This window comes from Streptococcus sp. 20925_1_24 (assembly GCF_041432335.1).
GTDB classification, from domain to species: domain Bacteria; phylum Bacillota; class Bacilli; order Lactobacillales; family Streptococcaceae; genus Streptococcus; species Streptococcus mitis_BM.
Map to the genome: position 1 here is coordinate 136,796 of NZ_JAPVZM010000001.1, position 24,939 is coordinate 161,734.

General features: G+C 40.7%; 22 protein-coding genes. 21 read left to right on the forward strand and 1 reads right to left on the reverse strand.

From position 1 onward, the window contains the following. Positions 1–58 precede the first annotated feature (58 nt). The gene (gene pyk, locus O3650_RS00685) at positions 59–1,564 is read left to right on the forward strand and encodes a pyruvate kinase (RefSeq protein ID WP_001042818.1); all 1,506 of its coding nucleotides are present in this window, start codon (positions 59–61) and stop codon (positions 1,562–1,564) included. A 394-nt stretch (positions 1,565–1,958) separates the two neighbouring features. Here pyk and O3650_RS00690 read toward each other — a convergent pair whose 3' ends face one another. Continuing rightward, positions 1,959–2,945 (reverse strand): L-lactate dehydrogenase, encoded by a 987-nt coding sequence (locus tag O3650_RS00690; protein ID WP_000204726.1) that lies wholly within the window; start codon positions 2,943–2,945, stop codon positions 1,959–1,961. A 194-nt stretch (positions 2,946–3,139) separates the two neighbouring features. Here O3650_RS00690 and gyrA point away from each other — a divergent pair, with 194 nt between their 5' ends. From gyrA to O3650_RS00790, 20 genes are all read left to right on the forward strand, one after another. Next, on the forward strand, positions 3,140–5,608 hold the full coding sequence (gene gyrA / locus O3650_RS00695) for a DNA gyrase subunit A (RefSeq protein WP_203175881.1): 2,469 nt from the start codon (positions 3,140–3,142) through the stop codon (positions 5,606–5,608). Beyond that, a complete protein-coding gene (gene srtA / locus O3650_RS00700) occupies positions 5,608–6,348 on the forward strand; it encodes a sortase SrtA (protein WP_101784983.1) in 741 nt (246 codons plus the stop codon). The genes gyrA and srtA overlap by 1 nt, the downstream gene beginning before the upstream one ends. Before the next feature lie 154 nt (positions 6,349–6,502). After that, positions 6,503–7,851 (forward strand): IS3 family transposase gene (locus tag O3650_RS00705; protein WP_261085296.1). Its coding sequence is split into 2 segments (ribosomal slippage): positions 6,503–6,944 and positions 6,944–7,851, totalling 1,350 coding nucleotides; the frame shifts between segments, so codons are not numbered across the junction. A gap of 75 nt (positions 7,852–7,926) precedes the next feature. Further along, positions 7,927–8,724, forward strand: coding sequence for a formate/nitrite transporter family protein (locus O3650_RS00710; protein ID WP_101784981.1), 798 nt, complete (start codon positions 7,927–7,929; stop codon positions 8,722–8,724). Between the two features lie 146 nt (positions 8,725–8,870). Beyond that, positions 8,871–10,151: an O-acetylhomoserine aminocarboxypropyltransferase/cysteine synthase family protein gene (locus O3650_RS00715; protein ID WP_101784979.1), complete on the forward strand. Its 1,281-nt coding sequence runs from the start codon at positions 8,871–8,873 to the stop codon at positions 10,149–10,151. Positions 10,152–10,246: 95 nt separating this feature from the next. After that, a complete protein-coding gene (locus O3650_RS00720) occupies positions 10,247–11,521 on the forward strand; it encodes a DUF2130 domain-containing protein (RefSeq protein ID WP_101784977.1) in 1,275 nt (424 codons plus the stop codon). A gap of 9 nt (positions 11,522–11,530) precedes the next feature. Continuing rightward, positions 11,531–12,409 (forward strand): tRNA pseudouridine(55) synthase TruB, encoded by an 879-nt coding sequence (truB, locus tag O3650_RS00725; protein WP_101784975.1) that lies wholly within the window; start codon positions 11,531–11,533, stop codon positions 12,407–12,409. A gap of 109 nt (positions 12,410–12,518) precedes the next feature. After that, positions 12,519–13,157: a uridine kinase gene (gene udk, locus O3650_RS00730; RefSeq protein WP_001181376.1), complete on the forward strand. Its 639-nt coding sequence runs from the start codon at positions 12,519–12,521 to the stop codon at positions 13,155–13,157. Between the two features lie 127 nt (positions 13,158–13,284). Next, positions 13,285–14,625, forward strand: a complete 1,341-nt coding sequence (gene xseA, locus O3650_RS00735; RefSeq protein ID WP_101784972.1) for an exodeoxyribonuclease VII large subunit — start codon at positions 13,285–13,287, stop codon at positions 14,623–14,625. Next, positions 14,603–14,815: an exodeoxyribonuclease VII small subunit gene (locus tag O3650_RS00740; RefSeq protein ID WP_000043226.1), complete on the forward strand. Its 213-nt coding sequence runs from the start codon at positions 14,603–14,605 to the stop codon at positions 14,813–14,815. Before xseA ends, O3650_RS00740 begins: the two co-directional genes overlap by 23 nt. After that, positions 14,812–15,687, forward strand: coding sequence for a polyprenyl synthetase family protein (locus tag O3650_RS00745; RefSeq protein WP_153193782.1), 876 nt, complete (start codon positions 14,812–14,814; stop codon positions 15,685–15,687). Before O3650_RS00740 ends, O3650_RS00745 begins: the two co-directional genes overlap by 4 nt. Next, a complete protein-coding gene (locus O3650_RS00750; RefSeq protein WP_101784968.1) occupies positions 15,680–16,495 on the forward strand; it encodes a TlyA family RNA methyltransferase in 816 nt (271 codons plus the stop codon). The genes O3650_RS00745 and O3650_RS00750 overlap by 8 nt, the downstream gene beginning before the upstream one ends. After that, entirely contained in the window at positions 16,488–16,919 is a 432-nt protein-coding gene (locus tag O3650_RS00755) for an arginine repressor (protein ID WP_020900686.1), read from the forward strand. The genes O3650_RS00750 and O3650_RS00755 overlap by 8 nt, the downstream gene beginning before the upstream one ends. A 6-nt stretch (positions 16,920–16,925) precedes the next feature. Then, the gene (gene recN / locus O3650_RS00760) at positions 16,926–18,593 is read left to right on the forward strand and encodes a DNA repair protein RecN (protein ID WP_153193781.1); all 1,668 of its coding nucleotides are present in this window, start codon (positions 16,926–16,928) and stop codon (positions 18,591–18,593) included. A 1-nt stretch (position 18,594) separates the two neighbouring features. Beyond that, positions 18,595–19,323: a metallophosphoesterase family protein gene (locus O3650_RS00765; RefSeq protein WP_101784964.1), complete on the forward strand. Its 729-nt coding sequence runs from the start codon at positions 18,595–18,597 to the stop codon at positions 19,321–19,323. Positions 19,324–19,401: 78 nt separating this feature from the next. Then, the gene (lepA, locus tag O3650_RS00770; protein ID WP_084926386.1) at positions 19,402–21,225 is read left to right on the forward strand and encodes a translation elongation factor 4; all 1,824 of its coding nucleotides are present in this window, start codon (positions 19,402–19,404) and stop codon (positions 21,223–21,225) included. 261 nt (positions 21,226–21,486) lie between these two features. After that, positions 21,487–21,963 (forward strand): PTS sugar transporter subunit IIA, encoded by a 477-nt coding sequence (locus O3650_RS00775; RefSeq protein ID WP_194250502.1) that lies wholly within the window; start codon positions 21,487–21,489, stop codon positions 21,961–21,963. A 38-nt stretch (positions 21,964–22,001) separates the two neighbouring features. Beyond that, positions 22,002–22,307: a PTS sugar transporter subunit IIB gene (locus O3650_RS00780; protein WP_000590547.1), complete on the forward strand. Its 306-nt coding sequence runs from the start codon at positions 22,002–22,004 to the stop codon at positions 22,305–22,307. Between the two features lie 47 nt (positions 22,308–22,354). Next, on the forward strand, positions 22,355–23,830 hold the full coding sequence (locus O3650_RS00785) for a PTS galactitol transporter subunit IIC (protein WP_261065971.1): 1,476 nt from the start codon (positions 22,355–22,357) through the stop codon (positions 23,828–23,830). Positions 23,831–23,928: 98 nt separating this feature from the next. After that, positions 23,929–24,825 (forward strand): aldose 1-epimerase family protein, encoded by an 897-nt coding sequence (locus O3650_RS00790; RefSeq protein WP_203175458.1) that lies wholly within the window; start codon positions 23,929–23,931, stop codon positions 24,823–24,825. Positions 24,826–24,939 lie beyond the last annotated feature (114 nt).

The following is a 24,939-nucleotide window of genomic DNA, read 5'->3' on the forward strand; positions in this document are numbered from 1 at the left end:
TTTACAATTTAGTTAATAAGACCAAAAAGGTCATATATATAAAGGAGTCACAAAAATCATGAACAAACGTGTAAAAATCGTTGCAACTTTGGGTCCTGCGGTAGAAATCCGTGGTGGTAAAAAATTCGGTGAGGACGGATACTGGGGTGAAAAACTTGATGTTGAAGCTTCAGCTAAAAACATTGCTAAATTGATTGAAGCTGGTGCTAACACATTCCGTTTCAACTTCTCACACGGTGACCACCAAGAACAAGGTGAGCGTATGGCAACTGTTAAACTTGCTGAAAAACTTGCAGGTAAAAAAGTTGGTTTCCTTCTTGATACAAAAGGACCAGAAATCCGTACAGAATTGTTCGAAGGTGAAGCTAAAGAGTATTCATACAAAACTGGTGAGAAAATCCGTGTTGCAACTAAACAAGGAATCAAATCAACTCGTGAAGTGATTGCATTGAACGTTGCTGGTGCTCTTGATATCTATGATGATGTTGAAGTTGGTCGTCAAGTTTTGGTTGACGATGGTAAACTTGGTCTTCGTGTGGTTGCTAAAGATGATGCAACTCGTGAATTTGAAGTTGAAGTTGAAAACGATGGTATCATCGCTAAACAAAAAGGTGTGAACATCCCTAACACTAAAATTCCTTTCCCAGCTCTTGCTGAACGTGATAACGACGATATCCGTTTCGGTCTTGAACAAGGTATCAACTTCATCGCTATTTCATTCGTACGTACTGCAAAAGACGTGAACGAAGTTCGTGCAATCTGTGAAGAAACTGGAAACGGACATGTTCAATTGTTCGCTAAAATCGAAAACCAACAAGGTATCGATAACTTGGATGAAATCATCGAAGCTGCTGATGGTATCATGATCGCTCGTGGTGACATGGGTATCGAAGTACCATTCGAAATGGTTCCAGTTTACCAAAAAATGATCATCACTAAAGTGAACGCTGCAGGTAAAGTTGTTATCACTGCAACAAACATGCTTGAAACAATGACTGAAAAACCACGTGCAACTCGTTCAGAAGTATCAGACGTATTTAACGCTGTTATCGATGGAACTGACGCAACAATGCTTTCAGGTGAGTCTGCAAACGGTAAATACCCACTTGAGTCAGTAACTACAATGGCTACAATCGATAAGAACGCTCAAACTCTTCTTAACGAATACGGACGTTTGAACTCAGATTCATTCGAACGTAACTCTAAGACAGAAGTAATGGCTTCAGCTGTTAAAGATGCTACTAACTCAATGGATATTAAATTGGTTGTAACTCTTACTAAGACAGGTCACACTGCACGTTTGATCTCTAAATACCGTCCAAATGCTGACATCTTGGCATTGACATTCGACGAATTGACAGAACGTGGATTGATGTTGAACTGGGGTGTTATCCCAATGTTGACAGATGCTCCATCTTCAACTGACGATATGTTCGAAATTGCTGAACGTAAAGCAGTTGAAGCAGGTCTTGTAGAATCTGGTGACGATATCGTTATTGTTGCTGGTGTACCAGTTGGAGAAGCTGTTCGTACAAACACAATGCGTATCCGTACAGTACGTTAATTAATAGAAAAATAGCCTATCGTATCAAGCTGTCTAGCCTGTATGATGGGCTTTTTTGTATATGGGAAAAGTTTTCTACTTTTGATTTAATGCAACTGTAGCTAAAGAGTAAATCGTTGCTTGTTCCATACTTTTTGTGATGTGAGTATAAATCTGATTGGTAGTCTTTTTGTCTTCATGCCCAAGCCATGACATGATAGCTTTTAAAGGGATGTTGTTTTTTGAACGAAAATTTCATAAAATGTTTAGTTCTTATAGTGGATTACAACTAGAATAGTACGCCGTGGCTGCTAAAACATTTCTAGAAATTAATTTGTTCATATCTTATTTCAATCTACTATAATATAGATAAAAAACAACTCCCTGATGATTCAAGGAGTTGTCTATAGTTAAATTAGTTTTTTGAAGCTGCTTGGAATTCTGGGTTTTTCCATGCTTCGTCAATGATAGCTTGCAATTCTTTAGCAGATGCTTGCATTTTTTGAGTTTCTGCGTCGTTCAATGGAATGTTTACTGGACGAACGATACCATGTGCACCAACAACAGCTGGTTGACCGATAAAGACGTTCTCAACTCCGTATTGACCTTCTTGGAATACTGAAAGTGGAAGTACTGCGTTTTCATCGTCAAGGATTGCTTTAGTGATACGAGCAAGGGCTACTGCGATACCGTAGTATGTTGCACCTTTTTTGTTGATGATTGTGTAGGCTGCATCACGAACACCTTCGAACAATTCAATCAATTCAGCTTCTTGAACATTTTGAGTGTCTTTAAGGAATTCTTCAAGGTTTACACCAGCGATGTTTGCGTGTGACCAAACAGCGAACTCAGAGTCACCGTGTTCACCCATGATGTAAGCGTGAACTGAACGAGCATCTACATCCAATTTTTCAGCAAGTGCTTGACGGAAACGAGCTGAGTCAAGTGAAGTACCTGAACCGATAACGCGTTCTTTAGGGAAACCAGAGAATTTCCAAGTTGAGTAAGTCAAAACGTCAACTGGGTTAGCAGCAACAAGGAAGATACCTTTGAAACCTGATTCAACAACTTGAGTTACGATTGATTTGTTGATAGCAAGGTTTTTACCTACAAGGTCAAGACGAGTTTCACCTGGTTTTTGAGGCGCACCTGCAGTGATCACAACAAGGTCAGCGTCTGCACAGTCAGAGTATTGAGCTGCATAGATTTTTTTAGGTGAAGTGAAGGCAAGGGCGTGACTAAGGTCAAGCGCGTCACCAACAGCTTTTTCATGCAATTGTGGAATTTCGATAATTCCAAGCTCTTGTGCAATTCCTTGGTTAACAAGTGCAAAAGCGTAAGATGAACCTACAGCACCATCTCCGACAAGGATAACTTTTTTGTGTTGTTTAGTTGAAGTCATTGTTCTAAACATCTCCTTAATTTTATTCAGGGATTTCCCCAGTTATTTTAATTCTATCACTTTTAAAAAGCTTTGTCACGGATATGCCTTTCAGTTCTTGATGTAAACGTTTTAGCTAATTTGGATACCTGAAATATGGCGGACATTATGGTATAATATTATTAATTACTAATAGTGAAATGAGGCATTTATTAATGCAGGATAGAAATTTAGTGAATGTCAATCTGACAAAGGAGATGAAGACGAGCTTTATCGATTACGCCATGAGTGTTATCGTAGCGCGGGCTCTTCCTGATGTTCGAGATGGCTTGAAACCTGTTCACCGTCGGATTCTCTATGGAATGAATGAATTGGGTGTTACTCCAGACAAACCCCATAAAAAATCTGCTCGTATTACAGGGGACGTCATGGGTAAATACCATCCACACGGGGATTCCTCTATCTATGAAGCAATGGTTCGCATGGCTCAATGGTGGAGTTACCGTTACATGCTTGTAGATGGGCATGGAAACTTTGGTTCCATGGACGGTGATGGTGCTGCCGCCCAGCGTTACACTGAGGCACGTATGAGCAAGATTGCTCTAGAAATGCTTCGAGATATCAATAAGAATACGGTTGATTTCGTTGATAACTATGATGCTAATGAACGTGAACCCTTGGTCTTGCCAGCTCGTTTTCCAAACCTCTTGGTCAATGGAGCAACTGGTATTGCTGTTGGGATGGCTACCAACATTCCTCCTCACAATTTAGGTGAAACCATTGATGCAGTGAAGTTAGTTATGGACAATCCTGAAGTGACCACTAAGGACTTGATGGAAGTCTTGCCTGGGCCAGATTTTCCAACTGGTGCTCTTGTTATGGGGAAATCAGGTATTCATAAGGCTTATGAAACAGGTAAAGGTTCTATTGTCCTTCGTTCACGTACTGAAATTGAAGAAACTAAGACTGGCCGTGAGCGCATCGTTGTAACGGAATTTCCTTATATGGTCAATAAAACAAAGGTGCATGAGCATATTGTTCGTTTGGTTCAGGAAAAACGTATTGAGGGCATCACAGCAGTTCGTGATGAATCAAACCGTGAAGGTGTTCGATTTGTTATTGAAGTTAAGCGCGATGCCTCAGCCAATGTTATCCTCAATAACCTCTTCAAGATGACCCAGATGCAAACCAACTTTGGTTTCAATATGCTTGCTATCCAAAATGGTGTACCGAAGATTTTGTCCCTTCGTCAGATTTTGGATGCTTATATCGAGCACCAAAAAGAAGTGGTCGTTCGTCGTACTCGTTTTGATAAGGAAAAAGCGGAAGCACGTGCTCATATCTTAGAAGGTCTCTTGATTGCGCTAGACCATATCGACGAAGTGATCCGTATCATCCGTGCTAGTGAAACAGATGCGGAAGCACAAGCTGAGTTGATGAGTAAGTTTAAGCTTTCTGAACGTCAAAGTCAGGCTATACTAGACATGCGTCTTCGTCGTTTGACAGGTTTGGAACGCGATAAGATTCAGTCTGAATATGATGACCTCTTGGCTCTGATTGCAGATTTGGCGGATATTCTTGCTAAGCCAGAACGTGTTTCTCAAATCATCAAAGACGAATTGGACGAAGTTAAGCGTAAGTTTGGCGACCAACGTCGTACAGAGTTGATGGTCGGTGAAGTCTTGAGTCTTGAAGATGAGGACTTGATTGAAGAATCGGATGTCTTGATTACGCTTTCTAACAAGGGATACATTAAACGTCTGGACCAAGCTGAGTTTACTGCTCAAAAACGTGGTGGCCGCGGTGTTCAAGGAACAGGTGTCAAAGATGACGATTTTGTTCGTGAGTTAGTGTCAACTAGCACCCATGATCACCTGCTCTTCTTTACAAATAAAGGACGTGTCTATCGTCTTAAAGGTTATGAAATTCCTGAGTATGGTCGGACGGCCAAAGGGCTACCAGTAGTTAATCTCTTGAAATTGGATGAAGGCGAAAGTATTCAGACTATTATCAATGTTGAGTCTGAACGCAGTGATGATGCTTATCTCTTCTTTACAACCCGTCACGGTATTGTGAAGAGAACGAGCGTTAAGGAATTTGCTAATATTCGTCAAAATGGACTTAAAGCACTGAATCTTAAAGATGAAGATGAGTTAATTAATGTCTTGTTGACGGAAGAAGAGACGGATATTATTATTGGTACCAAGTTTGGTTATGCAGTTCGCTTTAATCAATCAGCCGTTCGCGGCATGAGTCGTATCGCCACAGGTGTGAAAGGTGTGAATCTCCGTGAGGGAGACACAGTAGTTGGTGCTAGCGTAATTACTGATCAAGACGAGGTTCTTATCATCACAGAAAAAGGATATGGTAAGCGTACAGTCGCGACCGAATATCCAACAAAAGGTCGTGGTGGTAAAGGGATGAAGACGGCTAATGTGGCTGAGAAAAATGGTCCTCTATCAGGTCTCTTGACTGTTAAAGGTGATGAAGATTTGATGATTATCACTGATACAGGTGTCATGATTCGAACCAATGTTGCCAATATTTCACAAACAGGACGCTCAACTATGGGAGTTAAAGTAATGCGTCTGGATCAAGATGCTAAAATTGTGACCTTTACTACGGTTGCAGCGGCAGAAAAAGAAGAAGTTGGGACAGAAAACGAAACAGAAGGTGAAGCATAATGTCTCAAAAAAATAAGAAGAAAAATAAACGAAAAAATCTGCTGACAAATATCCTAGCAGGATTTCTGATACTACTATCAATTGCTTTGATTTTTAATGCTAAAATTCGTGATATTTTCATAGTTTGGAATACCAATAAATACCAAGTTAGTCAGGTATCAAAAGAAAAAATAGAAGAAAATCAGGATACAGAAGGAAATTTTGATTTTGATTCTGTCAATGCTATCTCTTCTGAAGCGGTTCTAGCTTCTCAATGGGATGCTCAAAAATTACCAGTTATCGGCGGAATTGCAGTCCCTGAATTAGAAATGAATCTGCCAATTTTTAAAGGGCTTGATAATGTCAATCTCTTCTATGGTGCTGGTACGATGAAACGCGATCAAGTGATGGGAAAAGGAAATTATAGTCTAGCTAGTCATCATATTTTTGGTGTCAATAATGCTAATAAAATGTTATTTTCTCCTTTAGATAACGCTAAAAATGGTATGAAGATTTATCTAACCGATAAAAATAAAGTTTATACTTATGAAATACGTGAAGTTAAACGTGTTACACCGGATCGTGTTGATGAAGTTGATGATAGAGATGGGGTAAATGAGATTACATTAGTAACCTGTGAAGACCTTGCCGCTACAGAACGTATTATTGTAAAAGGCGATTTGAAAGAAACAAAAGATTATTCACAAACATCTGATGAAATCCTAACAGCTTTCAATCAACCATATAAACAATTTTATTAATACAAATCAGTGAAATCCTGGATTTCACTGATTTTTTAAGCTTTTCATAAGAATAAACTTTTATGAAATACAGAAAACGCTTCCTTAATTTTAACGTTTGAACTGCACCCCAAAAGTTAGACAGAAAAAATCTAACTTTTGGGGTGTTTTTATTATGAAATTAACTTATGATGATAAAGTTCAGATCTATGAACTTAGAAAACAAGGATATAGCTTAGAGAAGCTTTCAAATAAATTTGGGATAAACAATTCTAATATTAGGTACATGATTAAATTGATTGATTGTTACGGAATAGAGTTCGTCAAAAAAGGAAAAAATCGTTACTATTCTCCTGATTTAAAACAAGAAATGATTCATAAAGTCTTACATGAAGGCTGGACTAAAGATAGAGTTTCTCTTGAATACGGTCTCCCAAGTCGTACGATACTTCTTAATTGGCTAGCACAATACAAGAAAAACGGGTATACTATTGTTGAGAAAACAAGAGGGAGAGTACCTAAAATGGGACGTAAGCCACAAAAGAGACCTGAAGAGAGGACAGAATTAGAACGTCTTCAAGCAGAAAATGAGTACCTGAGAGCGGAGAATGCTATCCTAAAAAAGTTAAGAGAACTCCGATTGAAGGAGGAAAAAGAGAAAGAAGAAAGACAGAAATTGTTCAAGAATTAATGACTGAGTTTTCGTTAGATATTCTTCTAAAAGCCATTAAACTAGCTCGTTCGACCTACTACTATCACTTGAAACAGCTAGATAAACCAGATAAGGACCAAGAGCTTAAAGCTGAAATTCAATCCATTTTTATCGAACACAAGGGAAATTATGGTTATCGTCGGATTCATTTAGAACTAAGAAATCGTGGTTATCTGGTAAATCAGAAAAGAGTTCAACGCTTGATGAAAGTACTCAATTTACAAGCTAAAATGCGACAGAAACGAAAATATTCTTCTCATAAAGGAGATGTTGGCAAAAAGGCAGAGAATCTCATTCAACGTCAATTTGAAGGCTCTAAAACAATGGAAAAGTGCTACACAGATGTGACAGAATTTGCCATTCCAGCAAGTACTCAAAAGCTTTACTTATCACCTGTTTTAGATGGTTTCAACAGCGAAATTATCGCCTATAATCTTTCAACTTCACCCAACTTAGAACAAGTAAAAACAATGTTGGAACAGGCCTTCACAGAGAAGCACTATGAGAATACGATTCTCCATAGTGACCAAGGCTGGCAATATCAACACGATTCTTATCATCGCTTCCTAGAAAGTAAGGGAATTCAAGCATCCATGTCACGTAAGGGTAACAGCCCAGACAACGGTATGATGGAGTCCTTCTTTGGGATTCTGAAATCGGAAATGTTTTACGGTTATGAGAAGTCGTTTCAGTCGCTTAAGCAATTGGAACAAGCTATTGTAGACTATATTGATTACTACAACAATAAACGAATTAAGGTAAAACTAAAAGGACTTAGCCCTGTGCAATACAGAACTAAATCCTTCGGATAAATTAATTGTCTAACTTTTTGGGGTCAGTACAGTTTGTGATATAATTATCAGGTAAAAAATTTTTAGGAGTTTATTATGGTTTCTTCAGAATTTATCTCAAAGATTGAATTTGCTTGCAAGAAGAAAGAAAGTCTTTATAGTCAAAGCAAATTTAAGTATGCGATTCGTTCTATGTTCGCAGGTGCATTTTTAACCTTCAGTACTGCTGCTGGTGCAGTTGGGGCTGACTTGATTAATAAAATTGCACCAGGTAGTGGACGCTTCCTCTTCCCCTTTGTCTTTGCTTGGGGCTTGGCCTACATTGTTTTCTTGAATGCTGAGTTGGTAACTTCAAACATGATGTTCTTGACTGCTGGTAGTTTCTTGAAAAAAATCTCTTGGAGAAAGACAACTGAGATTTTACTTTACTGTACCTTGTTCAACCTTATCGGAGCCTTGATAGCGGGTTGGGGCTTTGCCCACTCAGCAGCTTATGCACATCTGACACACGATAGTTTCATCTCAGGGGTTGTTGAGATGAAGTTAGGCCGTTCAAATGAATTAATCTTGCTTGAGGCGATTTTGGCAAATATTTTCGTAAATATTGCGATTCTTTCATTTGTTTTGGTCAAAGATGGTGGTGCCAAACTTTGGCTTGTGTTGTCAGCGATTTACATGTTTGTATTCTTAACAAACGAGCACATTGCTGCGAACTTTGCTTCTTTCGCGATTGTAAAATTCAGTGTTGCTGCGGATTCAATTGCTAACTTCGGTGTTGGAAATATGCTTCGCCACTGGGGTGTAACCTTCATCGGAAACTTTATCGGAGGAGGCCTCTTGATGGGTCTTCCATACGCCTTCCTCAATAAAAATGAAGATACTTATGTAGATTAAGAAAATGAGCACGATTGATTCGTGCTTTTTTCGATTTTGTAAGAAGTAATAGCCGCTTCTTATATCAAAATATAGAAAAGAGGTATTAGTCAAGATAGGTAGATAGTGCTACAATATCCTTAATGAAACTATATGGAGGTAGCCTTATGACTCGTGATTTTAAATTTGAAACCTTACAATTGCATGCTGGTCAAGTTGTGGATCCAGCAACTAAGTCTCGTGCAGTGCCGATTTATCAAACAACATCCTTTGTTTTTGATGACACGCAGGAAGGTGCCGATTTGTTTGCTTTGAGAAAACCAGGGAACATTTATACTCGTATTACAAATCCTACAACGGCTGCCTTTGAAGAAAGAATTGCTGCTCTTGAAGGCGGTGTTGGAGCTCTTGCAACAGCATCAGGTATGGCTGCAGTGACTTATACGATTTTGGCGCTTGCCCATGCAGGTGACCATGTAGTGGCAGCATCAACTATTTACGGTGGAACCTTCAATCTCTTGAAAGAAACCCTTCCTCGTTATGGGATCACAACAACCTTTGTCGATGTGGATAATTTGGAGGAAGTGGAAGCAGCTATCAATGACAATACCAAGCTTGTCTTGATTGAAACCTTGGGAAATCCCTTGATTAATATTCCAGATTTGGAAAAATTGGCTGAGATTGCTCATAAACACCAGATTCCACTAGTTTCGGATAATACCTTTGCAACACCTTATTTGATTAACGTTTTTTCTCACGGTGTAGATATTGCCATTCACTCTGCGACTAAGTTTATCGGTGGGCATGGTACGACTATTGGAGGAGTGATTGTCGATAGTGGTCGTTTTGACTGGGCGGCTTCAGGAAAATTCCCTCAATTTGTTGAGGAAGACCCAAGCTACCACAATTTGAGCTATACTCGTGATGTGGGTGCAGCAGCCTTTATTATCGCTGTCCGTGTCCAATTGCTTCGTGATACAGGTGCAGCCTTGTCACCATTTAATGCCTTCCTCTTGCTTCAAGGACTTGAAACCCTTTCACTTCGTGTGGAGCGCCATGTGCAAAATGCAGAGAAAATTGTTGATTTTCTTATCAACCATCCTAAGGTAGAAAAAGTCAACTATCCAAAACTTGCTGATAGTCCTTATCATGCCTTGGCTGAGAAATATTTGCCAAAAGGTGTTGGTTCAATCTTTACCTTCCATGTCAAAGGTGGGGAGGCAGAAGCACGCAAGGTTATTGATAATTTGGAAATCTTCTCTGACCTTGCAAATGTGGCAGATGCCAAGTCTCTTGTTGTTCACCCAGCAACAACTACTCACGGTCAATTGTCAGAAAAAGACCTGGAAGCTGCAGGAGTCACACCAAACCAAATCCGCTTGTCTATCGGTCTTGAAAATGTAGAAGATTTGATTGAAGACTTGCGCTTGGCCTTGGAAAAAATTTAAAGAAAAAGAAGTTAAACGGTGGGTTTCGACTCACTGTTTTTGATTTTCCCTCAGGCATGATATAATGGTTACAGAAGCCTAGAAAGAGGAACGATATGAACGAAATCAAATGTCCCAACTGTGGAGAAGTCTTTACAGTAAATGAAAGTCAGTATGCTGAACTTTTATCCCAAGTGAGAACAGCAGAGTTTGATAAGGAATTGCACGATCGCATGAAGCAGGAACTGGCCTTGGCAGAGCAAAAGGCCATGAATGAACAACAGTCTAAACTAGCTCAAAAGGATCAAGAAATCGCTCAATTGCAGAGTCAAATCCAAAACTTTGATACAGAAAAAGAATTGGCCAAGAAAGAGGTTGAACAGACAAGCAATCAGGCCTTATTGGCTAAGGATAAGGAAGTACAGGCCTTGGAAAACCAATTGGCTACCTTGCGTTTGGAGCATGAAAATCAACTACAAAAGACCCTTTCTGACCTAGAAAAAGAACGCGATCAGGTCAAAAATCAGCTCCTATTACAAGAAAAAGAAAACGAGCTTTCTCTTGCTTCAGTTAAGCAAAACTATGAAGCCCAGCTCAAAGCAGCGAGTGAACAGGTCGAGTTCTATAAGAATTTCAAAGCCCAGCAATCTACAAAAGCCATCGGGGAAAGTCTGGAACAGTATGCAGAGAGTGAGTTTAACAAGGTCCGTAGTTTCGCCTTTCCAAATGCCTACTTTGAGAAGGATAACAAGGTCTCTGCGCGTGGGTCTAAGGGGGACTTTATCTTCCGTGAGAGTGATGAAAATGGAGTGGAAATCATTTCCATCATGTTTGAGATGAAAAATGAAGCGGATGGAACAGAGAAGAAGCACAAGAATGCAGATTTTTACAAGGAATTAGACAAGGACCGTCGGGAGAAGAACTGTGAGTATGCGGTTTTGGTGACTATGCTTGAGGCCGATAATGACTACTTTAACACAGGGATTGTTGACGTCAGCCATGAGTATGAAAAGATGTATGTGGTTCGTCCTCAATTCTTTATTCAGTTGATTGGGCTTTTGCGAAATGCGGCGCTTAATTCCCTAAAATACAAGCAGGAGTTGGCCTTGGTTCGCGAACAAAATATTGACATTACGCATTTTGAAGAAGACTTGGATGCCTTTAAGTTAGCTTTTGCCAAGAACTACAACTCTGCTTCGACCAACTTTGGCAAAGCTATTGATGAAATCGACAAGGCTATCAAACGCATGGAAGAGATTAAGAAGTTCCTGACAACATCTGAAAACCAACTCCGCCTCGCAAACAATAAGTTGGAAGATGTCTCTGTCAAAAAATTGACTCGAAAAAATCCAACCATGAAAGCGAAGTTTGAAGCATTGAAGGGGAAATAGAAAGCAAAAATGAACGGTATTATCAACTTAAAAAAAGAAGCGGGGATGACCTCGCATGATGCGGTTTTTAAACTGCGTAAGATTTTGGGAACCAAGAAGATTGGTCATGGAGGGACCTTGGATCCGGATGTGGTGGGTGTTTTGCCTATTGCGGTTGGCAAGGCGACCCGCATGGTCGAGTTCATGCAGGATGAGGGCAAGGTCTATGAGGGGGAAATCACTCTGGGCTATTCCACGACGACAGAGGATGCCAGTGGGGAAGTGGTCGCTGAGACACCTGTTTTATTGCCCTTGGATGAAAAGCTTGTTGATGAAGTAATTACGAGCTTGACTGGGCCTATTACCCAGATTCCGCCTATGTATTCGGCGGTCAAGGTCAATGGTCGTAAGCTTTATGAGTATGCGCGTGCTGGTCAGGAAGTGGAGCGTCCAGAGCGTCAGGTGACCATTTATCAATTTGAACGAACAAGTCCAATTTCTTATGAGGGTCATCTTGCACGCTTTACTTTTCGTGTGAAATGCAGTAAGGGAACTTATATTCGTACCTTGTCTGTTGACTTGGGAGAAAAATTGGGTTATGCGGCCCATATGTCTCAGTTAACTCGTACTAGTGCAGCTGGTTTGCAACTAGAAGATGCTCTTACCTTGGAAGAAATTGCTAGAAAAGTGGAGGATGAGCAATTAGATTTTCTCCATCCTCTAGAGATTGGAACAGGTGACCTTGTCAAAGTTTTCCTAAGTCCAGAAGAGGCTACAGAAGTGCGCTTTGGTCGCTTTATTGAGCTCGGCCAAACAAATCAAGAATTGGCTGCTTTTGAAGGCGATACATTGCTAGCCATTCTAGAAAAACGGGACAATCTCTATAAGCCAAGGAAGGTTTTTAGCTAGTCTAACTGAGGTGTAGGGAGTGTTGTTTCCCCTAGACTATCCAAATCAGACTATAAATTTTGCAAAAAATGTGATAGAATAGACGACGGATAAAAAAACGGAGGATAGCATGCAAAATAGACCAATCATTATCGGAGTGACAGGTGGTTCTGGTGGTGGTAAGACCAGTGTTTCAAGAGCCATTTTATCGCATTTCCCTGATGAAAAGATTTCCATGATTGAGCATGATTCATACTATAAGGATCAGTCTCACTTGACCTTTGAAGAGCGTGTCAAAACCAACTATGACCATCCTTTTGCTTTTGATACAGATTTGATGATCGAGCAGATTAAAGAATTGTTGGCAGGGCGTCCGGTGGATATCCCGACTTATGACTATACAGAACATACACGAAGCAGCAAGACCTATCGTCAGGAGCCTCAAGATGTCTTTATCGTTGAGGGGATTTTGGTCTTGGAGGACAAGCGCCTACGTGATTTGATGGACATCAAGATTTTTGTGGATACGGATGATGATGTGCGCATTATTCGTCGTATCAAGCGTGATATGGAGGAGCGTGGCCGTAGTCTTGATAGTGTTATTGACCAGTACTTAGGTGTAGTTAAACCTATGTATCACCAGTTTATTGAGCCAACCAAACGTTATGCGGATATCGTCATTCCTGAGGGAGTCAGCAATACAGTGGCTATTGACCTGTTGACGACCAAGATTGCTAAGATTTTGGAAGAAGCTAGAAATAGTAAATAAACAGATGTGGAGGCCTTGCCTCCTTTTTCTATTTTTCTCTCATAATGGTACATAAATGGAGATTTTTAGGCATATTTTTGGTATAATAATACCCATGAAAGAGCAAGAAAATGAATAGTAGGTGGAGATGGAAAAGTATTTATCGGTAACAACTTTGACCAAGTATCTGAAAATGAAATTCGATAAAGACCCTTATTTGGAACGGGTCTATTTAACTGGTCAAGTTTCCAATTTTCGTAAACGACCTACTCACCAATATTTCTCCCTAAAAGATGACCATGCAGTTATTCAAGCGACTATTTGGTCTGGAATTTATCAGAAATTAGGTTTCGACCTGGAAGAAGGGATGAAGATCAATGTGATTGGGCGTGTACAGGTCTATGAACCGAGCGGTAGCTACTCCATCATCATTGAAAAGGCTGAGCCTGATGGGGTTGGGGCACTTGCGATTCAGTTTGAACAACTCAAGAAAAAATTGACAGAAGAAGGCCTGTTTCAAGAACGCTTCAAGCAAGCTCTGCCCCAATTTTCTAAGAGAATTGGTGTAGTAACCAGTCGCAGTGGAGCCGTGATTCGAGATATTATCACGACCGTCAGCAGGCGATTCCCAGGTGTCGATATCCTGCTTTATCCAACTAAGGTGCAAGGTGAAGGGGCAGCAGAAGAAATTGCTCGAAATATTGCGCGTGCTAATCAACGAGACGATTTGGATTTGCTGATTATTGGTCGTGGTGGTGGTTCCATAGAGGATCTCTGGGCCTTTAACGAAGAAATTGTGGTACGAGCCATTTTTGAATCTCGTTTGCCAGTTATTTCTAGTGTGGGGCATGAGACGGATGTGACCTTGGCAGATTTTGTTGCAGATCGTCGCGCTGCCACACCAACAGCTGCTGCTGAACTAGCAACACCTGTGACCAAGTTGGATCTATTAGCTCATTTGCAAAATCAGGAAAAACGGATGGCAACGGCAGTCCGAAATGTCCTATCTAAAAAACAAGAAGCTTTGAAAAAATGCAGTCAGTCTGTTATCTTTAGACAGCCAGAGCGTTTGTATGATGGCTATATGCAACGCTTGGATCAACTGCAACTGCGCTTAACACAAAGTTTACGTACACGGATTTCTGATAACAAACAGATAGTACAATCAAGGACGCATCGACTGGTACAATTATCACCTGTTACCAAAATCCAACGCTATCAAGACCGTTTAGGACAGTTGGACAAGCTTCTCCGCAGCCAAATGGCTCTGGTTTATGATGCCAAGGTTGCTGAAGTCAAGCGACTTTCAGAAGCCTTGCTAATGTTGGATACCAGTCGAATCGTGGCGCGTGGCTATGCTATTGTCAAAAAAGAAGAGTCAGTTGTGGATTCGGTTGAGAGTTTGAAGAAAAAAGACCAAGTGACGCTTTTGATGCGAGATGGTCGAGTAGAATTAGAGGTTAAAGATGTCAAAACAAAAGAAATTTGAGGAAAATCTAGCAGAACTGGAAACCATTGTCCAAAGTTTGGAAAATGGTGAAATTGCTCTGGAAGATGCGATTGCTGCCTTTCAAAAGGGCATGGTCTTGTCAAAAGAGCTCCAAGCGACGCTGGACAAGGCTGAAAAGACCTTGGTCAAGGTCATGCAAGAAGACGGAACAGAAAGTGATTTTGAATGAAGAAGCAAGAAAAATTAGCTCTTGTCGAGTCAGCCTTGGAAGACTTTTATGGAGACCAGCAGTTTGCCTCTAGTTTGCGAGAGTCTGTTCTCTATTCCATTCATGCTGGTGGCAAGCGTATTCGCCCTTTTCTCTTGTTGGAAGTTTTGGAAGCCTTGCAGGTCGCTATTAAACCTGCTCACGCGCAGGTGGCTGCGGCCTTGGAAATGATTCATACAGGGAGCTTGATTCATGATGATCTTCCTGCTATGGATGATGATGATTATCGTCGAGGGCGTTTGACCAATCATAAGAAATTTGGAGAAGCTATGGCCATTTTGGCAGGAGATGCTTTATTCCTAGATCCTTATGCTTTGATAGCGCAGGCAAATTTGCCAAGTCAGATCAAGGTGGACTTGATTGCCAACTTATCCCTTGCTTCAGGTAGTCTGGGTATGGTGGCTGGGCAAGTTCTGGACATGGAGGGTGAACACCAGCATTTGTCTTTGGAAGAACTTCAGACCATTCATGCTAATAAGACTGGGAAACTACTAGCCTATCCCTTTCAAGCGGCTGCTATTATAGCCGAATTGGCACCTGAGATGCAGGCGAAACTTAAAACTGTAGGTGAATTGATTGGGCTTGCTTTTCAAGTTCGAGATGATGTACTGGATGTGACCGCTAGTTTTGAGGAAATCGGCAAGACGCCTCAAAAGGACCTACAGGCAGAAAAATCAACCTATCCAGCCTTGTTGGGCTTGGAAGAGGCAATTGTCTTTTGTAACCAGACTTTGGATCAAGCTAATGCCAAATTAGAAGAAATCGCCCAGCAGGTTCCCTTTGAAACAGAATCGATTGTAAGAGTAGTAGAAAGTTTGAGAATCAATGGCTAAGGAAAGAGTGGATGTACTAGCTTATAAACAGGGCTTGTTTGAAACGCGAGAACAGGCCAAGCGCGGTGTTATGGCTGGTCTAGTCGTAGCAGTCCTGAATGGAGAACGGTTTGATAAACCAGGAGAGAAAATTCCAGATGACACCGAGTTAAAACTCAAGGGTGAGAAACTCAAGTATGTCAGCCGTGGTGGCTTGAAATTGGAAAAGGCCTTGCAGGTCTTTGATTTGTCAGTGGAAGGAGCAACAACGATTGATATCGGTGCTTCTACTGGAGGATTTACTGATGTCATGTTGCAGAATGGTGCTGAGTTGGTCTTTGCAGTTGATGTTGGTACCAATCAGTTAGCTTGGAAATTACGTCAAGACCCACGGGTTGTCAGCATGGAGCAGTTTAATTTCCGCTATGCTGAAAAGACTGATTTCGAGCAGGAACCGAGCTTTGCCAGCATTGACGTGAGTTTCATTTCCCTCAGCCTTATTTTACCGGCCTTGCACCGTGTCTTGGCTGAACAAGGTCAGGTTGTGGCTTTGGTTAAGCCCCAGTTTGAAGCAGGTCGTGAGCAAATTGGGAAAAACGGAATCATTCGTGATGCCAAGGTTCATCAACATGTCCTTGAATCTGTCACAACCATGGTAGTAGAGGAAGGCTTTTCAGTCCTTGGATTGGATTTTTCTCCCATCCAAGGTGGTCATGGGAATATTGAGTTTTTAGCGTATTTGAAAAAAGAAGAGTCAGCAAGCAATCAGGTTCTTGCTGAGATTGAAAAAGTAGTAGAGAGGGCGCATAGTCAATTTAAAGATGAATAAAAAAGAGAGACTTGAAAAAATTAGACGATTTGTGACAGATTATCAAATCGGTACACAAGAAGAAATCGTAGAACATTTGAAAGAGGCAGGAATCACTGCCACTCAAGCGACAGTATCACGTGATATCAAAGAGCTAGGCATTGTCAAAATTCCTTTGAGAGACAACACCTATGTCTATGAATTGCCAAAATCAATCGTGAAAAGTTTGCAACTGGCTGAAGACAATATTGAGTCAGCTGAATTGATGGATAAGATGATTAATCTCCAAGTTATACCAGGAAATACAGCCTTTGTAAAAGCTCAGTTAATCGAGACATTTGCGGATAAGATTTTTAGTTGTTTAGCTGATGATAGCTCGATTTTAGTCATTGCCAGAAGTGAAAGTCTAGCTGAGGAAATCTTTGAACAAGTAAAAAATTGGTAGGTCTATATGTTACTTGAAATTTCGATAAAAAACTTTGCCATTATTGAGGCTATTTCCCTCAATTTTGAAAAGGGGATGACTGTCTTGACTGGTGAAACGGGTGCAGGGAAGTCGATTATCATTGATGCCATGAATATGATGTTGGGAGCTCGTGCGACGACAGATGTTATTCGTCATGGTGCGCCAAAGGCAGAGATTGAGGGGCTTTTCTCAGTTGAGAATAGTCGCCTTTTACAGGAAATTTTTGATGAGCAAGGTTTAGAATTAGGTGATGAAATTATCATCCGTCGAGAAATTTTGCAAAATGGTCGTAGTATCAGCCGTGTCAATGGCCAGATGGTCAATCTGTCTGTTTTGCGTGCTATTGGGCAACATCTTGTGGACATTCATGGTCAGCATGACCAAGAAGAGTTAATGCGTCCTCAACTGCACATCCAAATGTTGGATGAATTCGGTGACGTAGCTTTTTGGGGCTTGAAAGAAACCTATCAAACGAGTTTTGATGCCTACCGTAAAATGCGTAAGCAGGTTCTGGAAGTCAAGAAAAACCAACAAGAACATAAGGCACGTATTGAAATGTTGGAATTTCAAATGGCAGAGATTGAGGCAGCAAACTTGCAAGCTGGAGAAGATCTGGCTCTCAATCAAGAGCGTGATAAACTTCTCAATCATAAAAATATTGCGGATACGCTGACCAATGCATATAGTATGTTGGACAATGAAGATTTTTCAAGTCTGGCCAATGTTCGTTCGGCCATGAATGACATGGAAAGTGTTGAAGAGTATGACCCTGAATACCGTGAAATTTCAAGCTCTCTGTCTGAGACCTACTATGTCTTAGAAGACATTAGCAAACGTTTGGAAGCTATCATTGAGGACCTTGATTTTGATGGCAATCGTCTCATGCAGGTTGAGAATCGTTTGGACCTCCTTCATACCATTACGCGTAAGTATGGTGGGACTGTAGACGATGTCTTGCTTTATTTTGCCAAGATTACGGAAGAATACAATCTCTTGACAGGAAATAACCTTTCATCTGAGGACATGGAAGCAGAGCTTAAGAAGTTGGAAGTCAATCTTGTCGATTTGGCAGGTCAACTTGCCTCTGCTCGTCATGACTTGGCCAGTCAACTTGAAGCAGAGATTAAACAAGAACTGCAAGACCTGTATATGGAAAAAGCCCAGTTTCATGTTCGTTTTAGCAAGGGCAAATTCAGTCGTGAGGGCAATGAAATGGTCGAGTTTTACATTTCAACCAATCCTGGTGAAGACTTTAAACCCTTGGTTAAGGTTGCATCTGGCGGAGAATTGTCTCGTCTCATGCTAGCCATTAAGTCTGCCTTTTCACGTAAAGAAGGCAAGACAAGTATTGTCTTTGATGAAGTGGATACAGGAGTTTCAGGTCGTGTAGCTCAGGCTATTGCGCAGAAGATTCACAAGATTGGTCAGCATGGTCAGGTTCTGGCTATTTCCCATTTGCCACAAGTGATTGCGATTGCGGATTATCAATTCTTTATTGAGAAGATTAGTAATGACCATTCAACAGTTTCGACTGTTCGTCTCTTGACGGTTGAAGAGCGAGTGGAAGAAGTTGCTAAGATGTTGGCAGGTGATGATGTGACAGAAGCAGCCCTGACGCAAGCCAGAGAATTGTTGAGAAACAGGGAGAAATAAGATGACAGACTATTATGTAATTGGAGATGTTCACGGAAAAGCTGGGATGCTGGAAGACCTTCTCAAAACATGGGATGGTCAGACCCAGTTGCTCTTTCTAGGGGATTTGATTGACCGTGGTGAAGATAGTCGCCGTGTCCTAGAGATGGTTAAGGACTTGGTTGATAATCAAGGGGCAATCTGTTTGTCAGGAAACCACGAGTATATGTTTTTGACTTGGCTCGATAACCCAGAAGAAAGCTATGACCACTATCGTCGCAATGGTGGAGATACAACCATTAACTCTATCCTAGGTCGTCCCTTGGATGCACCAGTTGATGGAGTAGAAGATGCCAAGCGTGTTGCTACTGAAGCAGCAGATTTGGTCGAATTTATTCGTCAAATGCCTTTTGTGGTAGAGACAGATAAGTATATTTTTGTTCACGCAGGTATTGATTTAACCTTGGATGACTGGCATGAAACCACAGATTATAAAAAAGTCTGGCTTAGAAAACCATTCCACGAAGCAGAAAATCATACTGGAAAAATCATTGTCTTTGGCCATACACCGGTTTATGGTTTGTTAAAGCAAGACCGAGGTACAGCTGAGCTTTGGACTACAGAAGATGGTAAGATTGGGATGGACGGAGGAGCTGTTTATGGTGGTGTCCTTCATGGGATTGTTTTTGCAGACCAAGGAATGACAGAACACTACTTTATCGAAAATGACGGCTTTGTCGCTGAAGATTAGTACTCCTAGCAGGGTATGGTCTTGTCAAAATGTCAAAAACAATTTATAATAAATAGATACCCTGAAAGGAAGAGAATCATGAACTTAGAAGAATTGAAAAAACGACAGGAGAAGATTCGTAACTTCTCTATTATCGCCCATATTGACCACGGGAAATCAACTCTAGCAGACCGCATTTTGGAAAAAACTGAGACGGTTTCAAGCCGTGAAATGCAGGCCCAGCTTTTGGATAGTATGGATTTAGAGCGGGAACGTGGGATTACCATTAAGTTGAATGCCATAGAGCTCAATTACACTGCAAAAGATGGGGAAACTTACATTTTTCACTTGATTGACACACCGGGGCACGTGGACTTTACCTATGAAGTTTCACGTTCGCTAGCTGCCTGTGAAGGAGCTATTTTGGTGGTTGATGCTGCCCAAGGGATTGAGGCTCAAACCCTTGCCAATGTTTATCTGGCCTTGGACAATGATTTGGAAATCATGCCAGTCATTAACAAAATTGACCTACCAGCTGCAGATCCTGAGCGCGTGCGTACAGAGATTGAAGATGTCATTGGTTTGGATGCCAGTGAAGCAGTTTTGGCTTCTGCCAAGGCTGGTATCGGTATCGAAGAAATTCTTGAGCAAATCGTAGAAAAAGTGCCAGCGCCAACAGGTGATGTGACGTCACCACTGAAGGCCTTGATTTTTGACTCTGTTTACGATGCTTACCGAGGAGTTATCCTCCAAGTGCGTGTTATGGATGGAGTGGTCAAACCTGGTGATAAGATTCAGCTCATGAGCAATGGCAAGACCTTTGATGTGACCGAAGTCGGTATTTTTACACCCAAAGCAGTTGGTCGTGATTTCCTTGCGACTGGTGACGTTGGTTATATTGCGGCTTCTATCAAGACGGTTCAAGACACTCGTGTGGGTGATACTGTTACCTTGGCAACCAATCCTGCGGCAGAGCCATTACATGGTTACAAGCAGATGAATCCTATGGTTTTTGCAGGTCTCTACCCAATTGAGTCAAACAAGTATAATGACCTACGTGAAGCGCTTGAAAAATTGCAACTGAATGATGCTAGTCTTCAGTTTGAACCAGAAACATCTCAGGCACTTGGATTTGGTTTCCGTTGTGGTTTCCTTGGACTTCTCCATATGGATGTTATCCAAGAACGTTTAGAGCGTGAGTTCAACATCGACCTCATCATGACAGCTCCGTCTGTTATCTATAAGGTCAACTTGACCGACGGTGAGTCTATGGATGTGTCCAACCCGTCTGAATTCCCAGATCCAACTAAGATTGCGACCATTGAAGAACCATATGTTAAGGCGCAAATCATGGTACCACAGGAGTTCGTTGGAGCAGTGATGGAGCTAGCTCAGCGTAAGCGTGGGGACTTTGTGACGATGGACTATATTGATGATAACCGTGTCAATGTTATCTATCAAATTCCATTGGCTGAAATCGTCTTTGACTTCTTTGATAAACTCAAGTCTTCAACTCGCGGTTATGCAAGCTTTGACTATGAATTGTCAGAGTACCGCCCATCTAAGCTAGTGAAAATGGATATCCTTCTCAATGGAGACAAGGTGGATGCCCTTAGCTTTATCGTTCACAAGGACTTTGCCTACGAACGTGGAAAACTCATCGTTGATAAGCTCAAGAAAATCATCCCTCGTCAACAATTTGAGGTGCCAATTCAAGCGGCTATTGGACACAAAATTGTCGCTCGTACTGATATCAAGGCCCTTCGTAAGAACGTACTTGCTAAATGTTATGGTGGTGACGTTTCTCGTAAACGCAAACTCCTTGAAAAACAAAAAGCTGGTAAGAAACGTATGAAAGCTATCGGATCAGTTGAAGTCCCACAAGAAGCCTTCCTCAGCGTCTTGAGTATGGATGAAGAATAAGTTATCAGAAATGCCTTTCCTTCTTCATAGGAAATTTATATAAGAATCAATCGTAAAGCAGGCTTAAATGGTCTGCTTTTTTTATTTCTAGAACAGCAAAAATGTTTGGAATGTTTGTTTATGTGTTTGTTTTTTAGTAACAAACTATAAAAACAACAAAAATATAAAAAAAGAGACAAAAAACAACAGAAAATCGTTGACAACGGTTTCATATAGTGTTATGCTTATAGCATAAAGTTAATGGAAAGAAGGGAAAACCTTATGGGATTAGATCATTTCTTTGACAAAAACCTTGTGTTTTGCTTAGAAGCGGATAATCAAGAACATCTCTTTGATCAGGTTGCTACTTTATTGGAAGAACGAGAAATCGTAACTCCAACCTATCGTGAAGCCTTGATCACGCGTGAAAAGTCATTTCCAACTGGCCTAGATATGGAATTTTTGGGTAAGGATTTGCCGAATGTGGCTATTCCTCACACAGATATTGTTCATAATCTAGCTGAAAAAGTTGTGGTCGTTCGATTGGATAAACCAGTGACTTTCCACAATATGATTGCACCAGATAAGGAAGTAGAGGTATCCTTACTCTTCTTTATCATTAATAACTCAAGTTCAAGTCAAACGAACATTCTTGCTCAGTTGATGGACTTCTTTACTGGAAATGGTCATCTTGAAGACCTATCAAAAATTTCTGAACCAGAAGCCCTCTATGCTTATATTGCTGAAGTAATTGCTTAATCTTGTCTATTAAAAATATTAAATCGGAGGAAATCCATATGATTAAAATTCTTGCTGCCTGCGGTGCAGGTGTTAACTCAAGCCACCAAATTAAAAGTGCTCTTGAAGAAGAACTTTCAAACCGCGGTTTTGATGTTCACTGTGATGCGGTAATGGTCAAAGACGTTAACGAAGATCTTATCAAAGGTTATGACATCTTCACACCAATTGCTGCTACAGACCTTGGTTTTGACCCAGGTATTCCAGTTATCGAAGCTGGACCAATCTTATTCCGTATCCCAGCAATGAGTGCTCCAGTATTTGACAATATTGAAGCAGCTATCAAAGAACACGGATTAAGCTAATTTTAATTTGTTAACATTCATATAACATAAAAAAGGGAGGAACTGTTATGGATGCAATCTTTGGCCTAATCAAAGAATTTTTCACACCTATCTTAGATATGGGTGGGCCTGTCATCATGTTAATCATTTTGACAGTATTGGCTTTACTTTTTGGAGTGAAATTCTCCAAAGCGCTTGAAGGTGGTATCAAACTTGCCATCGCTCTTACTGGTATCGGAGCTATCATCGGTATGCTAAATGGTGCTTTCTCAGCATCACTTGCAAAATTCGTTGAAAATACTGGTATCCAATTGAGTATCACTGACGTTGGTTGGGCACCACTTGCAACAATCACTTGGGGATCTGCTTGGACACTTTACTTCTTGCTTATCATGTTGATTGTCAACGTAGTAATGCTTGCTATGAAGAAAACTGATACACTTGACGTCGATATCTTCGATATCTGGCACTTGTCTATCACAGGTCTTTTGATTAAATGGTATGCAGACAACAACGGTGTGAGCCAAGGGGTTTCACTCTTGATTGCTACAGCAGCTATCGTACTTGTTGGTGTGTTGAAAATTATCAACTCTGACTTGATGAAACCTACATTTGATGACCTTCTTAACGCACCAAGTTCATCACCAATGACATCAACTCACATGAACTACATGATGAACCCAGTTATCATGGTTTTGGATAAGATTTTTGAAAAATTCTTCCCAGGTCTTGATAAATATGACTTTGATGCTGCTAAATTGAACAAAAAAATCGGTTTCTGGGGTTCTAAATTCTTCATCGGTTTCATTCTTGGTATTGTAATCGGTATTATGGGAACTCCACATCCAATTGCAGGGGTTGCAGATGCAGATAAATGGCGTCTTGTTATCAAAGGATGGTTGTCTCTTGGTTTGACTGCCGGTGTATCTTTGGAACTCTTCTCACTTATCGGTTCATGGTTCATCGCAGCCGTAGAACCACTATCACAAGGTATTACAAACGTTGCTACTAAACGTCTTCAAGGACGTAAATTTAACATCGGTCTTGACTGGCCTTTCATCGCTGGTCGTGCTGAAATCTGGGCTTGTGCTAACGTACTTGCACCAATCATGTTGATTGAAGCTGTGCTTCTCTCAAAAGTCGGAAATGGTATCTTGCCACTTGCAGGTATCATCGCTATGGGTGTTACTCCAGCTCTCTTGGTTGTAACTCGTGGTAAATTGCTCCGTATGATTATCTTCGGAACACTCTTGTTGCCACTCTTCCTTCTTTCAGGTACACTTATCGCACCATTTGCAACAGAACTTGCTAAAGGTGTAGGTGCCTTCCCAGCAGGTGTGAGCGAAACTCAATTGATCACTCACTCAACTCTTGAAGGACCAATCGAAAAACTTCTTGGTTGGACAATTGGTAACACTACAACTGGTGATATCAAAGCAATCCTTGGTGCTGTAGTCTTCCTTGTATTCTATATCGGTATCTTTGCTTGGTACAGAAAACAAATGATCAAACGTAACGAAGAGTACGCAGCAAAAGCAAAATAATGCGCTCCTATAAAATGTAAATTGTTGAAACTAGGTTGTCATACCATTAGGAGTGACAGCCTAGTTTTTTATAAACTATCAAGAAATTGGAGAAAATAATGGTAATTGAATTAAAATCAGAACAATTAAGAGTTCAATTTAACAGTTTTGGTGGGGCTCTTTCTTCTATAAAAGATGCTGAGGGACTTGAGTATTTGTGGCAAGGGGATGCTACTTATTGGAGTGGACAAGCTCCTGTTCTCTTTCCCATTTGTGGTTCATTGAGAGAGGATACAGCTGTCTATATAGATGAGAAGGGGCAGGAAAGCAAAGGAAAGATTCCTCGTCATGGTTTGGTTCGCAAGAAAGAATTTGAATTAGTTGAACAGACAGATAATAGTGTAACTTTTGCAATTGAAGATGATGAGAATAGCTATCAAAACTATCCTTATTATTTCCGACTAGAAATCACTTATAGCCTTACTGGCAAGACAGTACGGACTCAATACAAGATTTTCAATAAAGAAACTAGCAAGGTTATGCCTTACTTTATTGGTGGACATCCAGGATTTAATTGTCCCTTACTGGATGATGAAGTCTATGAAGATTATTATCTAGAGTTTGAGAAAGAAGAGACTTGCTCTGTTCCACGTCCTTTCCCAGAAACGGGGATGCTTGATTTTCAAGATAGAAGTCCATGGCTAGAAGGTCAAAAAGAATTAGACCTCAGCTATGATCTTTTCAGCACAGATGCAGTCACCTTAGATGAATTGCAATCTAGAACAATTGCCCTTCGTTCTCGTAAACATGATAAGGGATTGAAAGTGCACTTTGCAGAGTTTCCAAATCTCATTATCTGGTCAACTTTGAATAAAGGTCCTTTCATTGCTTTTGAACCATGGTCTGGCTTGTCAACATCCCTTGAAGAAGGAGATCATCTAGAAGATAAGAAAAACGTTCGCCAACTAGAGCCTGGTCAAGTAGATCAAATTGGTTTTGATATCGAAATCTTTTAGACAAAAAAGAACAAAAACAAACATTAACTGTTGACTTTTTCTGGAAATAGGAGTATATTATGTTTGTAAGCAACAAATGATATTTGTAACAAACAAATAATCACTTGTTATATT